Below are 15,682 nucleotides of genomic sequence, written 5' to 3'. Positions count from 1 at the left end.
ACGCTATATCATTTCTTAAAAATCTTCATTTGCACCGGCGCAAACGTTTCGCCGGTGATGATGACCACGTATACACCGGTGGGAACACCGGCCAGGCTGATCGTCGTTTCGGATGGACGAAAATACGTGATCGATTTTCCATAGACATCTGTTACGGTGATGTCGCGTACAGGCTTCTTCGATTCGACTATCAATATGTCTGTGGTCGGATTCGGATATGCTTTTACGGGGCCCAGGTTATCCTCAATACCCAGAACTACGTCAACCTTCAGGGTTGCTCCTACCGGCGGCGCTTCCAGGTATATATCGTCACCGGACTGACTGGCCGTGATCGTTACCGTGCCTTGGCGGAGAATGGTGACCTCGGCTCCGGATACCATGACGATGGACGGTTCGGACACGGCGTATTCTACTGGCAGACCAGACGACGCTGTGGCGTTCAGGAGCAACGGCGCATCGCCTTCGTGTACCAGGGCGGGCAGCTCGAAGGTGATGGTCTGTTCATATTTCTCAACAGTTATAGTGCGTATGACTGGCTCGGCGGCGAGGTAGTCTTCGCTACCCTCTTGCGTGGCCGTAATGGTGACCTGACCGGCGCGCAGGATGGTGGCCTGACCGGCTTCGAGGCGAATGACAGTGGGATCGGACACGACCAATGCAACCGGCAATTCCGATGTGGCCGTTGCCCCGAGTGTAAAGGGACTGTCGAGCACTTTCTTTACAGCAGGCGCTTCGAAATGGATCGTCTGTGCCACGGCCGGGTCCATGGCCGGCTCGTCCTCCAGGTCGTAATAGAAGTATTCGTTGCCATAGTTGGAGTCGTTCCGCACCTCGACCAGCATGCGGGTATCACTGATGAGGTAAAATCTACCGATCGTACCGTCTGCGCTGGTGACTTTCTTCGTCACACCGTTCGCGGTCGTTTTCCAGAGGTCATCGCGACCGTTGCTGGTGGCAATGAAATATAATGCGCCGTTGAGGGCGGTCAGTCCTTTTGGATTAGATGAGCCTTCGCCAGGTTGAATGTCGCGCACCATGCGCGTGCCTTCGGCGGTACCATCGCTCGACCACAATTCAGTGCCGGTTTGGTAGGTGCTGTTGGTAAAATAATATCGCCCGTTTACGGGCCAGGTGCCCGGGGTAATCTTGCCGGGAGAGCTATAGATCTTCTGGTGCTGGCCCGTGGCCAAATCCATCGTCCAAAGTTCATTTCCAACGAAGTCGTTATACGTCATGTTGTTGGTATACAGGATCCGGCCGTTAAGGAAAACATATGCAAACGGACCGCCTGTAGATACAGCGCCCGGTTTGGGATCGTTCAGAAATTCTGTGGTATTGCCATCGGTTTTATACATCGCCCAGCCATGCGTTGCATCGAGGCCCGTGAAGTATACAACACCATCGTGCTCAAACATGGAGAATTGTCCTTTCAGACAGTTTGCTCCGCAATTAAAAAATGGCCGGGTACCGTCGGAGGTACCGTCGGTAACGTACAAGTCTCCAAAAGCATATTTACCCAGTAGCATCCGGAATTCGGTAGCTGAGCCGGTGGCGGAGGTTTCCGGGCTCAGGTCTTTTACCATGGATGTTCCTGCTGGTGTGCCATCGGTACGCCACAGCTCCCACCCTACACCGGGCGATGGCCAGGTGAAAAGGCCAAAGGTGTCGTCAACGGCAGGGTAGATCGGCTTGACGCCGATGATTGCAAGCGGTGTACAGGGCACAGCAGTTTCTGCGCCTCGGCTCACTGCCAGCCATTGGCGTTGACCGTAGGGCCAGTTCTCGGCGCATACCATCAGGGCACCATTCACGGCATTGGCGATCAGTATATGCGCCGGTGATCCATCAACGATCAGCTCCGCGTGCGGCACGGTTCCTTCGGGCGTGCCGTCAGAACGCCACACACGAGTAGGCTTGTTGCTGGCAGTCCTCTCGGAAAAATACAGGGTATTGCCCGCTACCACCAGGTTAGCGACATCACCGTACGGCGTGTCGGGGTGTACATCTTTAAATAAGATCGTTCCAGCCGTTGTACCATCACTTTTCCAGACGCATTGGCCGTGCTCACCGTCATGCGCGACGAAATAATAATATCCGTTATACAACACCCATGGATCGGTGAAATCGGTGGCTGGTGCATGTGACGTGCCCAGGTCTCTTAGCACGGTAGTACTTTCTGCGGTTCCTTGCGTGTGATAGACGACACTGCCGTCCTTGAAGCTGCTCCATTGAAAATACAGTCCCTGGCCGTTACTACCCAGCGCTCCGGCTGATGCGGTGACCGTTGCCGGTCCAAAATCTTTTATAATACCGGTTGTTCCGGTCGTTGCGTTGTAGCTGGCTAGCCGGATATTTTGCCCATTCGGGGAAAGATAGTACAGATAATCACCGCCTACTTTCACACTCCCCTGTGCGCCGTTCGCAGCACCGGGGGTCAGGTCAACCACCATGTGGGTACCCGCCGTCGTGCCATCGCTTTGCCACAGCTCGGTGCCGTGGTCGGCATCCCATGCAAAAAAATAAGACTTGCCTTTATAGAGCACCATTTCCATGGTTCTGGTATAACTGTTCAGCTCTGTTACCATTTCCGGTTGCGACTGTCCATTGCTCCACCGATAAAGTTGCAAGACCGGCCTCCCCAGGTTGGTTCCGTTAAAGAAATATAGATCGTTGCCAGATGCCATCAGCTGTTGGGGCTTAACGGTATTTGCTCCCTGACCAATAGCTATAGCGTAAGAACCTTCCGTTGTGCCGTCAGTACGTCCCAGCCGTTCTCCATCGATAAAGTATACGATGCCGTTGACCTGGACCATACCGTAAGGATTGGAAAAACCGGAGTTATTTCGGCCAGTGATAGCACTTGTACCAGCGGCCGTGCCGTCGGTGCGAAACAGGTGAGAGTATGCCGTCCCATTGGTGCCGTTAAAAATGACAGCCTCCTCCGTTGCCACAAACTCATAGGTGGCGCCATCGTCGCGGCCAGGGTCAAGGTCTGTGATAATATGGGTGCCGGCTTCGGTGCCATCGCTCCGCCACAATTCCCGGCCCGTTTGAGCCGTCTTCAGTGAGAAGATTAGCTGGTTGCGAAACTTTATGGCACGTTCTGGCAAGATGCCGTTGAAGTCCATTACCTGGTGCGTGCCGGCCACTGTACCGTCCGTCGCCCACAGTTCATCGTTATTTATTCCCCAGTAGATGTGTGTATCGGTTGCGATAGGCGCCATGGCCAGGGAACGCGCGCCCATCTCCATGACGTATTGCGTGCCTTCGGGCGTGCCGTCAGTGCGCCAAAGCTGTGCGGGTGACTCGATCGAAACCGCATAGTTGACAACGAAATAATCGTACGCTCCCAGATGTAAAGTAATCGAGGCCCCAGGGCCGCCAGAACTGTACGTGGATGGGTTTTGCTCGTATGTGTTGATATCTTTCAACAGGGTGAGCGGCGCCTGTGCGGATACCCCATTTGTGAGCAGCACGAAGGCTGTCGTCAGCAATGCGAGGCTGCGAATGGTAACCAACCGGCAAATAGATTGCGCGAGCCCGGAAAGCGGGCGCAGGAGGCATAAAGTCAATTCCATAGACACCCCAAAAATACGGGATTTCGTCTCACCTCGTGGTCGCACGTATGTTCTGCCTCAAAATAAAACTTTACGGTGGCTACCATCCCAAACAGCCCTGGGCAAGGGTACGCCGCGTTTTACAACGTCAATGTTTCAGCGTAACGATTGTTAAAGCGATCGGTACAAACTACTTCAAAGTTTTTCGTGCCTGCTGGCGGTTTGATGAAGAACAGGTGATCGGTAAGCGAGGGATCCACCCAACTGCGCGGCACCGGCTTGGTGGCGCCTTCGTGAAGCTCAACGGACCATGGGTCGAGCTCGGTGCGTTGCTCGGGGCTGCCCAGGGATTTGCCGTCGGCAAAGCATTCGATCTTCCAGGCTTTGTCCCAGTTCCATACGTTGATGCATACTTCGTCGTGGAACACACGGTGGCGGCCCGGCACATAGGCGCGTAGCTGGTGCTCTTTCGGGCGGCCGGTGGATTTGTAGTACCACTTCAGGTCATTGCCGTCTACTTCGTATACGCCATAACCGCTCGGTGTGCCGTCGCTGCAGATGGGGCCGGTCCACCAGGCGCCGCAGACAGCGCCGTGGTTGTGCTCGGTGATGTTGTTCTCCGTCCAGTTTTCGTTTACGTGCGTGTGGCCGGAGAGGATGTGTACGTTGTATGGCTTCAATAAGGTATACAGGCGCTCGCGGTTCAGGACCACGCCGCCCATGTCGTCGGCGTATTCCTTGTAGCGGCGGCGCTTGCCCGTGTTGGAGGGAATGTGCAGGCTTACCACCACCGTGGTGCCGGGCTTGATGTATTGCAGGTCTTGTTCGAGCCAGGCAAGCTGGCGCTCATCCAGGTAGCCGATGTATTTTTTGTCTACGCCGACGAAGAACACATCGTCGAGTACGACGTAGTGGATCTTGCCGCGGTTGTAGGAGTAATATGACGGGCCGAAGTTTTTCTCAAACGTTTTGGACGAGCCTTCGTCGGTGCGGGCTTCGAGGTCCATGTCGTGGTTGCCGATGACCTGGAAGAACGGGATGCCGCTTTGCGCGATGGCTTGTTTGTAGTCGGCAAACAATTCGAATTTATCCCACACCAGGTCGCCGCAGCCGATGCCGTGAAAAAGCGTGCCGGCGGGGTATCCGCTCACCAGCGCCTTCAGGTCGGGCGCCGACTGGGTCAGCAGTTTCTGCGCGTCTTCTTTGGATTGTATCTGGGGGTCGGCCCACAATACAAAGGCGTGTTTGTCATCGCTGCCGGGAAGGGCTTGCAAGGTGAAGTCGGCCGTGAAAGTTTTCTGACGGTGGTCGACGGCCCGGTAAAATTGGGTAACGCTCTGCTCGTGCGGGAACGCATAGCCCGCCGGCAGCGACATATATACGTACGAAGCAGTCTTGTTGCTCAACAGGGTGTATTCGCCTTTGGCGTTGGTCAGCACTACGTTGATGCCGTCGGTGATGGCAACGCCGGCCAGGCCTTTGCCATTGGCCAGTACACGCCCCTTGAGCTGCGTGGTGTTGAGGTCGCGGTTGGCGCCCGCGAGACGCTGGGCCTGGGTGACAACCGGCGCGATGGCCACAGCACCCAACACGCCCAGTCCTTTGATAAAGTCTCTTCGTATCATATATAGTTTAAAAAATCGGGTTACGTGCAAAGATTGGGAGGATTGCCAGGCGAACGGGTATGCAGGACATTAAGTTTCTATTAATTATAGCGTCAGGCTGTGGCTGACCTTGACCCGGTCCATGACCACGTGGGTATAAAAATGCTTGACGTTGCTGTTGTCCATGAGCCATTTTTTGACAAAGGCTTCGTACTCCTGCATGGTACGTGTGTTGACCAGGAGAATGAAGTCGTAGTTGCCGGTGACAAAATAACATTGCTGCACTTCGGGTTGCGCCAGCATGGTGGCTTTAAACTTATCGAGCGCTTTGGAGTTTCCCTGTTCGAGGATGACGTCGACAATGCAGGTGATGGCGATGCCGGCGACGGCGGGTGCAATGATGGACACGTCGGCTTCGATGATCTTGTCTTCGCGCAAGCGTTTCAATCGCCGTTGTACGGCCGATGCGCTAAGCCCTACTTCCTGCGCAAGCTCGTCGGCGGTAAGCCGGTTGTTTTGTTGCAGCAACCGGAGAAGGTGTTTATCGAACTGATCAACGTCCATGCGTTTTTTACCCGTTTAGGGTATTAAAGATACCGTAAAAAAGCGTTTGCCTCCCGTCTTTGCAGAAATCACGCCCGGCGTCGCCGGTAGTTTTGCATCCTTAACCTTTTACGATTACGCTTATGAATCAATTTCAATCAACTTTATCTGAAGACTTGTCTGTCACTCCATTTACACCGGCCGAGATCGATGCGCTGCGGCGCGACACGCCGGGTTGTAGTCATGTTGTCCACCTCAACTATGCCGGCGCCGGTCTGATGCCAACGCCCGTGATCCAGGCCCTGCACGACCACCTCGACGTGGAAGCACGTATCGGTGGTTATGAGGCCGCGGCCTTGCGCGAGCGTGAAGTACGATCTTTCTACACGCAGGCGGCACGATTGCTCAACACCAAACCCGGCAACATTGCGTTTACATCGAGCGCCACCGATTCGTATAGTCGTGCACTGTCGTCTATTCCCTTCCGAAGGGACGATGTAATCTTAACTACTCAAGACGACTTTGTCTCCAACCAAATTCAGTTCCTGTCCTGCCGGAAACGGTTTGGTGTGCAGGTGGTACACGTGGAGAATGCACCGGAGGGCGGCGTGTCGTTAGAGGACCTTGACGTAAAGCTGCGCGTGCTGCGGCCGCGGCTGCTGGCCATTACCCACGTGCCGACCAATGCGGGACTGGTGCAGCCGGTATATGCTATCGGAAAGATCGCTGCCCAATATCCGGAAACCTATTATCTGTTGGATGCCTGTCAGTCGGCGGGCCAGATGAAGCTCGATGTACACCGTTTACACTGTGACTTTCTGAGTGTGACCACGCGTAAGTTTTTGCGGGGGCCTCGTGGCACCGGTTTTCTCTATATATCTGACAAGGCCCTGCATGCAGGACTGGAACCGTTGTTTCTGGATATGCGCGGTGCGACCTGGAAAGAGAAAAACCTCTATGTGCCGCAGCCGGATGCCACGCGTTTTGAAGACTGGGAGTTTGCGTATGCGCTGGTGCTGGGTAGCAGCAGGGCAATTGAATATTGTTTGGCGATAGGCGAAGACCGCATTGAGCGTCGCGTTAAGATGTTGGCCAACGATCTGCGCCAGGGGCTACAATCTTTGCCGGGTGTGTGGGTATTGGACCATGGTCCGGATGTTTGCGGGTTAGTGACTTTTACGGTGACGGGTGGCGAGCCGGTGTCTTTGGTGCAGCAACTGCGGAATCAGCATATTAACATCGTTCCGAGCTACCGCGATTTTGCGGTGCTGGACTTTGATGAAAAGGGCGTTTCCTGGGCGCTGCGGGCGTCGCCGCACTACCTGACGACGGAGCACGAGCTCCATCTTTTTTTGTCGTGTTTTGAAAAATTAATCCAATAGAGGATAAAAAAAGACCCATATCACCCGCAATACGGTATGGATATGGGTCTTCATGGCATTTTTTACGGGCACTATTCCCAACTTTTTTAAACTTTTATCTCCGTTGGGTGATTTCATAATTACGCCCTGCACACGATCGAAAACGTTATTCTGACCTTTCAAAACCTTGTGCTTCTACACACACGGTTGCATGTGTGCGTACACGCACACTCACTTTTGCTTGTTTTAGTTTCAAAACATTATATCTTTACTGAGCAATCGATATGCACAAAATTCCGTTTGAGCATGTCGATTCGAAATATTTACTAACCCAAAACCCAAACTACAATTATGAGAAGAAGTCTACGACTTACGTCTATGCTGTTGTTGTGGCTAACAACCGCGGTGGCGTATGGGCAGACCGTGACTGGCAGGGTCACTTCTGCCAGTGACGGCGCTGCTATGCCGGGTGTGTCGATTCTGTTGAAAGGCTCGACTACCGGTACGGCTACTGACACGGACGGCCGTTTCACTCTGAGCGTTCCCGATGTGTCGAGCGCCACGCTTACTATTTCGTTTATCGGGTACGCCACGCAGGATGTACCACTGGCTGGTAGGACGTCCGTTGACGTGGTGCTGTCGGAGGATATCTCCCAACTGGGCGAGGTGGTCGTGACGGCCCTTGGCGTGCAACGGGAGGCCAAGACGCTGGTGTACTCTACCCAGACGGTTAAGGCGCAGCAATTGACAGAAGTTCGCGATGCGAACAACTTTGTAAACTCGCTGCAGGGTAAGATTGCTAACGTGCAGATCACGCAGGGCTCGGGTGGCCCGGGTAGTGGGGCACGTTTTGTCATGCGTGGTAACCGCTCGCTGCAGGGAAGCAACAATGCGCTGATCGTGGTCGACGGTATTCCTATCAACAACGTATCGCTTTCTCCTGCGAGCAACGACTTCGGCGCGGTACAGAACTCCGACGGGGCTTCCAACATCAATCCGGACGATATCGAGTCGGTCACCGTTCTTCGCGGTGCCTCTGCCGCTGCTCTCTACGGCAGCGAAGCAGGTAACGGCGTTGTGGTCATTACGACAAAGAAGGGTACGAAGGATAGATTCACCGTTAATATAAACTCTGGGATAACCGCTGAAAGGCCGTTTGCTCTTCCAGCCGTACAAAATACATATGGACAGGGTATAGAGGGAGCGCTAACCATGGCATCCGGTAGCAGCTGGGGTGCACGTATGGACGGGCAGACCTATACGAATCTCATGGGCGAAGAGCGTACCTACAGTCCTCAAAAGGACAATATCAAGGATTTCTTCAAGACAGGCGTAAATTTGAACAACTCCATCAGCGTACAAGGTGGTTCGGAAAAAATGCAGACGTATTTGTCGTACACCAATAACAATGTGAAGGGGATTATACCCAACAACGACATGAAACGGCACACGACTACGGTGCGCCTGACCAATCAGATCAGCAGCAAATTTTCCACCGATGCGAAGTTGACCTATATCTACCAGGACATCGATAGCCGCCCTCGTACGGGTGAAGAAAACGCGCCGGTAAGCGACCTCTACCAGGTGCCCCGGAGTATGAGCCTTGGCGATGTTAAACAATATCTGGCTCCTATCGAAGTAGGCACCCCGGCCCCGGCCCCCTGGCCTGCCACGCTCTCGTCCATTTATCAAAATCCTTATTGGATGACAGAGATGACGAGCATCAATGAGACACGAAACCGCATCATGGGTTTTATTTCGGCGAAATATGAATTCAGCAAGAAGTTTGGGATTTCGGGCCGCGCCAATCTGGACAAACAAATTGACATGGGGAATTCAAAATACTCGGACGGCACGTTGTTATGGGCCACGACAGCCGGTGGTCTCTACGAACGCATGGACATGGTCGCCACGCAACAGTGGTATGATCTGAATTTTTACGGCGCGTTTGATCTGAATAAAGATTTAAAGCTGGACTACCGCGCCGGTGCCATCTACCAGGACAAACAACATGAGCGCAACATTTCGCAGGCGAACGGCCTGAACGTCCCCAACCTGTTTCTCATGTCGAACGGAAAGTCTTTTAATTATCCTTACGACGCATCAAATCTCTTTCACCAACAGGTGCAGGCAGTTTTCGGACAGCTCAGCTTTGCGTATAAGGAAGCCATTTTCTTAGAAGTAACAGGCCGGAATGACTGGTTCTCGTCACTTCCTGATCCGTATAATGTGTTCTACCCGTCGATCGGCCTTTCAGGCGTGATCTCCGATCTGGTGACAATGCCGCAAGCAATATCGTTTCTTAAACTAAATGCAAACTTCGCCGTGGTAGGTAACGGAGGCCAGCCATTCATTATCAATCCGTCGTATCCATATGAAGCGGGTGCAGGCAATGGCTTTCTGCACCGTCAATACACACAAGCTCTTGCAGACTTAAAACCCGAAGAGGTAACCAATATCGAGTTCGGGCTTGATGCACGTTTCCTGGAAGGGCGTCTCGGGCTCACATTTTCTTACTATAAGAGTAACTCCCGCAACCAACTTCTTCAAGCACGTCAACCTGTTGGCACAGGCTACGAATCCAAGTACTTCAATGCGGGTAACATTCAGAACCAGGGCATCGAAGCCGTGTTGAGCGGTACTCCTGTCAAGAGCGGAGATTTCAGCTGGGATATTACCTATAACTTTGGTTTAAACCGAAACAAGGTAATTGAAATAGACCCTTCTCTTCCGGACGGCGAGTTTTTCCTGGGCGGCGGCACCGGCTATGGCCGCCTGGCGACTCCCATCGCTATAAAAGGCGGGAGCTATGGTGATCTGTATGGTAAACACTGGCTCCGCAATGCCGCAGGCCAGCTTGTCGTTTCCCCTGAAGGCACTCCGACTGCCGGGCTTCCGACGACCGACGGCTCGCAAACTTACCTCGGGAATTTCAACCCGAAGGCTACCATGGGTATTACAAACTCCTTCACCTATAAGAACTTCTCAGCACGCGTGCTGATAGACGGTCGTATCGGAGGCATCGTGGTTGACGCAACCGAGATGAACCTGGCTAACAGTGGCATCGCCGAAGTAACGGCCAGCAACCGCGAGGAAGGCTGGAACCTCGGTGGTGTTGATGCCAACGGCACCCCTGTAGCAACCAACGTTACAGCCGAACGATTCTGGTCGGCCGGTGACAACATCGTTGCCGGAAAACGTTATGGCGTAGGCGAGGTATTTGCCTATGATGCCACCAACTTCCGCATCCGCGAGTTGAGCATCGGCTACAACATACCGGTTCCTGCCAACTTTTTGATCCGTTCAGCTAAATTTTCGATCGTCGCCAGAAACCTGGCGTGGCTGTACCGCGGCGAGTCGCTTCTGGATATACCCGGACTTGGCAAACGCAAGATGCAAATAGATCCCGATATGAGCATGGGCAATGGTAACTATCAAGGAATTCAGATTGCAACGCTTCCTTCTACGCGCAGCCTGGGTTGTAATCTGACACTTACGTTCTAAGCATTCAATGACAATACTTATGAAAAAAACAAAACGCTATATACTCCGCGCCACCTGTATGTTGCTGGGCAGTTGCATGTTGTTGCTGGCGTGTACGGAGAGCTACGAGAGCATCAATACCGACAAACGAAATGTGACCGTGATGACGGCAGCGGAAATTCCGTTCCTGTTCAGCAAGGCCTTGTCGGTGGCCCCGAACAACCAGAACAATTACCAGATCGCACAGAACCTTTTTGCCGACCAGTATGCGCAATATTTTGCCTGTACCGCGAGCTCCTTCGGTTCTGACCGTCTGGTCATCAACCAGAACTGGGTGGGGGCCGCATTCAATCCGATCTACACGCAGGTTGCACCACAACTTGATGCTATATTTCAATTGACGGATCCTTCCACTGCAGAATACCAGTTGGCCAGTATCTGGTGGGTATATGCATTCCACCGGGTGACGGACTATTGGGGCCCAATCCCTTACACGCAGATTTTACAAGACAGTGACGTCGTACCGTATGATGCACAAGACGCAATCTACAATAACTTCTTTGAACGACTATCCGCTGCCGTTACTGTACTGGAGGGGAAACGTGCAGAAACTCCGTTCGGAAACTACGACATCCTGTATGGCGGTGATGTAGACCTTTGGATAAAATTCGCCAATACACTACGGCTTCGGCTAGCCATGCGCATTTCAAACGTAAACCCGGGGCGTGCGCAAACCGAGGCGGAAGCTGCTGTTGCCGGTGGTGTGATGGAAGAGAGCCCTACCGACGACGCGCTGGTACAGCGTTCGCTGAACGGAGGCGATGGCAACGGACTGGCTATTATGCAGTGGAACGAATTTCGCATGAGCGCATCGATGGAATCGGTGCTGAAAGGATACGAAGACCCGCGTATATCGGAATATTATCTACCTCACCCTGTGGTGATCGGCGGCACGGAAGTTCGTCGCGAATATGACGGTGTACGTAACGGTATGACTCCTGGTCAGATGGCAGCGGCTGTTAACCATACGGATTCGCTTTCCCAGCAGGGACCCCGCTGGTCGCCTGTAGCGGCCGGTGGTATAGCAAGCTACAACTCTACGCCTCAGAACGTTATGTGTTCCGCAGAGGCCTGGTTCCTGCGTGCAGAAGGCGCTCTGAAAAACTGGAATATGGGCGGCAGCACACCCCAGGAATACTATGAGGCGGGCATCACCCAGTCGTTCCTGCAATGGGGCTTCACGGCCGGTCAAGCCGCGGCATACGCCGCCAGTGCCAACACACCCATCGAGCCCGACGATTTCTTCGACTCGCCGGCGATGACGGATATTCCCGTTGCATTCGGTAGCACCCTGGACGTCCAGGAAGAGCAGATAGCCACCCAGAAATGGATCGCGCTCTTCCCCGACGGAGTGGAAGCCTGGGCCGACTACCGCCGCAGTCATAAGCTGAAACTGTACCCGGTGGTAAACTCCGACAACCCGCTGATTGGAAACCCCTCTTCGCAATGGCTGCGCCGCATTCCGTTCCTCGAATCGGAGCGCGGGATCAACCCCGATGGCGTTGCCAGTGGCGAAGCTTTGCTCAACGGCCCGGACGACTCGCAGACGCCGTTGTGGTGGGACGTCATTCCTCGCAATTAGTGCTCAAAAATCCTCTATAAAAAAGGTCAGGCGGTATACACTGCCTGACCTTTTTCATTTTTATCTTTCGGTATACCTGAACCTTATCCCTTCGCGGCATGAAATCCATTTGCCTTTTACGTTTCATTCCTTTGCTGTGCAGCGCCGTGCTTATCGCTGGCTGTAAACACGACGCTACAACTTCATCGGCCCCTACTCTCTTTGAAGAAATTGCGCCGCAACAATCGGGGGTGACGTTTACCAATACGGTGCGTCAGCAAGGCGACAACCACGTATTGAACTACCCGTACTTTTTTAACGGCGGCGGTGTGGCCATCGGTGATCTGAATAACGATGGCTTACCTGATCTCTATTTTTCGGGCAACCAGGTAGCCAACACGCTATACCTCAACAATGGCAATTTTACTTTTGAAGACATTACAGTCCAGGCAGGTGTGGCCGTGCCACAGGGTTGGAAAACCGGTGTGACACTGGCCGATGTAAACCAGGATGGATGGCTCGACATATATGTATGCCGCTCTGCGCGAACGGACTCTACGCTTCGTAAAAATTTGCTTTTCATCAATAACCACGACCTGACCTTTACGGAGCAAGCAGCACAGTATGGTGTGGCCGATGACTCTTATTCTACACAAGCGGCGTTCTTTGATTACGACAAAGACGGCGATCCCGATTTGTTTGTGCTCAACCACTCCATCCCGAAGTACGGCGGCTTTAGCAAACTACTGGCCGGTCTTAAACATCAGAAGGGCGATAAATTCGGCAGCCGCTTATACCGGAACGACGGCGGCAAGTTCACCGATGTAAGCGAACGCGCGGGGCTCATTAACAACGTGCTGAGCTTTGGACTGGGACTGGCGATTACTGATTTCAACAACGATGGCTGGCCGGATCTGTACATCTCCAACGACTTCAATGAAGAAGACTATTTATACATCAACCAACGTGACGGCACGTTTAAAAATACCATTACAACTGCCACCGGGCACGTATCGCTGTTTTCTATGGGCTCTGACGCCGCCGACATCAACAACGATGGCTTGACCGACCTCATCACCCTCGACATGTTGCCCGAAAGCAACGAGCGCATCAAACTTTCGTCGGGTGATGACAATTACGACAAGTATAATCTGCTGCTGGAGGCAGGCTTCCACGACCAGATCATGCGCAACATGCTGCAGATCAACAACGGCGACGGTACGTTTTCAGAAATTGGTCAGCTGGCCGGTGTTTCGAATACCGACTGGAGCTGGGCTGCTCTGTTTAACGACTACGACGGTGATGGCTGGAAGGATCTATACATCACCAACGGTTATGAGAAGGATTATACCAACATGCAGTTCCTGAAGTTTACGGTGGACGAGCAGGTGAAGGCCCGTACCACCGGCACCGCCCCCAACCTGCAGTTGATCCTGGACCAGATGCCGGCCATTCAGGTTGGCAATTGTGTGTTTAAGAACAACGGCAACCTGACGTTCACCAAAATGAATGCACCCTGGGGTGTTACGCGGCAGTACAAATCGAACGGTGCGGCGTATGCCGACCTGGACAACGACGGCGACCCCGACCTGGTGGTCAATACCTTGAACGAGCCGGCCGTACTGTATCGCAACCGTAGTGTGGACGATCACCAGGCCAGATTCCTGACTGTAGACCTACGGAAGCGCAATGCCGGTCGCACGCTGGCGGGTACGCAGGTGACGGTATACCAACCGGGCCGTGTGCAGCACTATGCGTTTGAGCCGGTGCGGGGATTCCAGTCGTGCAGCTATACACCCATGCAGATCGGACTGGGTGCCGACAGCGTGGATTCGGTGCGCATTACCTGGCCGGATAATAAAAGCCAGCATTTCACAAAGGTCTCTAATACGCTGGAACCTGATTATGCGCAAGCTACGGCCCGCTATCGTTCTCCGTCTACTGCGAAGCCGTTTTTCACACTTACACCGGCTCCCGCCTGGCAACATGTTCCGTCCGGGGTGAACGATTTTAAACGCCAGTTTCTGCTGCCGCGTATGTATTCGCGCTCGGGTCCGCGCATGGCGCAGGGTGATGTCAACCACGATGGGTTAGAAGATCTTTACCTCTGTGGACCGCAGGGTCAGCGTGGCACCGTATTGCTGCAACGGAAAGACGGTACGTTTACGGAAGCGGCTGTGCCGGTGTTCGAGCAAGATAAAGTATATCAGGATGAAGATGCTGCCTTCTTTGACGCCGATGGCGATGGCGATGCGGACTTGTACGTGGTGAGTGGTGGTTATCAGTTTCAACCGAACGATGCCATATTACAAGATAGATTATACCTGAACAATGGTCATGGTCAGTTTATACGCGGCACGTTACCAACGGAAACGCTGGCGGGATCATGCATTACTGTGTTGGATGCGGACGACGACAAGGACATGGATGTTTTTGTAGGCACCGGTATAACACCGGGACAATACCCTATCGCGTCGGCCAGCTTATTGTTGATGAATAATGGCAAAGGCGCCTTTACTTCGAGCACGGATGGTTTATTTGCCGGGCTAGGCATGGTACGCGACGCGAAGGCGGCGGACATCAATAGCGATGGCAAGACCGATCTGATCGTGGCCGGTGAATGGACCCCCGTGCGTACGCTGATCAACCAGGGCGGCGCAGCGTTTACCGATGCTACGGCTACCTTCCTTGCCGGAAACACGACGGGCTGGTGGAACTGTCTGAAAGTAGAGGACCTGGATGGTGATGGCGACGTCGATATTGTAGCGGGTAACTATGGTGCGAATCATCAGTACAATGTTACGGCTGAACACCCCGCGACGCTCGTCTATAAAGACTTTAATAAAGATAACCAGGTCGATCCTTTCTTCTGTTATTATATAGGAGATCAGTCCTATCCATTTGCCAGTCGCGATGAAGCGCTTGGACAAGTGACATTCCTTAAGCCACGGTTCAACGACTACACGTCGTATGCAAATGCTACGTTGAACACGATGTTTAAGCCCGAAGAACTAGAAGGTGCTACGACGCTTTCGGCCCCCTCTCTATATACCTCCTATTTCGAAAATCAAGGCGGCCGATTTGTACAGCATGAATTACCTGTACAGGCACAGTTTGCTCCGGTATATGCTATTGCTACAAGCGATGTAGATCACGATGGTGACACCGATTTGATCCTGGCAGGCAATGAGACAAACGTGCGCGTTCGTGTAGGCCGCTCGGATGCGCTCAGCGGCGCAGTGCTGCTGAATGATGGCAAAGGGAATTTCTCCTATCTGCCGCAAAACCGCAGTGGATTGCAGTTGCGGCATGATACCCGGGCACTTGCGGTGATTGCTGCCGGTGGCTCAACCCTATTAATGAGTGGCGCTACCGGACAACCTTTAACATGCTATCGCCTGGCGCAACGGCCGCGCCCATAAAATCATATACCTATACTGCAACTATTCCAACGCAGCCAAAACTTCTCTACCTCAGCCACGACGAGAACTGAGGCCGGCGATTATACCGTTC

The 15,682-nt window shown here is 53.3% G+C and carries 7 protein-coding genes; 4 read left to right on the top strand and 3 right to left on the bottom strand.

Features of this window, described 5'->3' with window-relative positions:
• Positions 1 to 8: 8 nt before the first annotated feature.
• The 3 genes from KK062_RS17790 to KK062_RS17780 form a co-directional block, all read right to left on the bottom strand.
• Complete coding sequence (locus KK062_RS17790) at positions 9 to 3,578, bottom strand: ELWxxDGT repeat protein (protein WP_254085685.1); 3,570 nt, start codon at positions 3,576 to 3,578, stop codon at positions 9 to 11.
• Between the two features lie 119 nt (positions 3,579 to 3,697).
• Positions 3,698 to 5,182 carry a calcineurin-like phosphoesterase C-terminal domain-containing protein gene (locus KK062_RS17785; RefSeq protein WP_254085684.1) on the bottom strand — a complete coding sequence of 495 codons (1,485 nt, stop codon included), beginning with the start codon at positions 5,180 to 5,182 and terminating at the stop codon, positions 3,698 to 3,700.
• Positions 5,183 to 5,266: 84 nt separating this feature from the next.
• Positions 5,267 to 5,725 carry an Lrp/AsnC family transcriptional regulator gene (locus tag KK062_RS17780; RefSeq protein ID WP_254085683.1) on the bottom strand — a complete coding sequence of 153 codons (459 nt, stop codon included), beginning with the start codon at positions 5,723 to 5,725 and terminating at the stop codon, positions 5,267 to 5,269.
• Between the two features lie 122 nt (positions 5,726 to 5,847).
• Between KK062_RS17780 and KK062_RS17775 the strand changes: the two genes are divergently transcribed.
• The 4 genes from KK062_RS17775 (at position 5,848) to KK062_RS17760 (ending at position 15,591) form a co-directional block, all read left to right on the top strand.
• Positions 5,848 to 7,086, top strand: coding sequence for an aminotransferase class V-fold PLP-dependent enzyme (locus tag KK062_RS17775; protein WP_254085682.1), 1,239 nt, complete (start codon positions 5,848 to 5,850; stop codon positions 7,084 to 7,086).
• Between the two features lie 330 nt (positions 7,087 to 7,416).
• Positions 7,417 to 10,569 (top strand): SusC/RagA family TonB-linked outer membrane protein, encoded by a 3,153-nt coding sequence (locus KK062_RS17770; RefSeq protein ID WP_254085681.1) that lies wholly within the window; start codon positions 7,417 to 7,419, stop codon positions 10,567 to 10,569.
• A gap of 19 nt (positions 10,570 to 10,588) precedes the next feature.
• Complete coding sequence (locus KK062_RS17765) at positions 10,589 to 12,190, top strand: SusD/RagB family nutrient-binding outer membrane lipoprotein (protein ID WP_254085680.1); 1,602 nt, start codon at positions 10,589 to 10,591, stop codon at positions 12,188 to 12,190.
• A gap of 98 nt (positions 12,191 to 12,288) precedes the next feature.
• Positions 12,289 to 15,591, top strand: coding sequence for a VCBS repeat-containing protein (locus tag KK062_RS17760; RefSeq protein WP_254085679.1), 3,303 nt, complete (start codon positions 12,289 to 12,291; stop codon positions 15,589 to 15,591).
• Positions 15,592 to 15,682 lie beyond the last annotated feature (91 nt).

This window comes from Dawidia cretensis, assembly GCF_018598175.1.
Classification (GTDB): Bacteria; Bacteroidota; Bacteroidia; order Cytophagales; family Cyclobacteriaceae; genus Ohtaekwangia; species Ohtaekwangia cretensis.
This window is presented reverse-complemented; position numbering and strand designations above follow the sequence as displayed.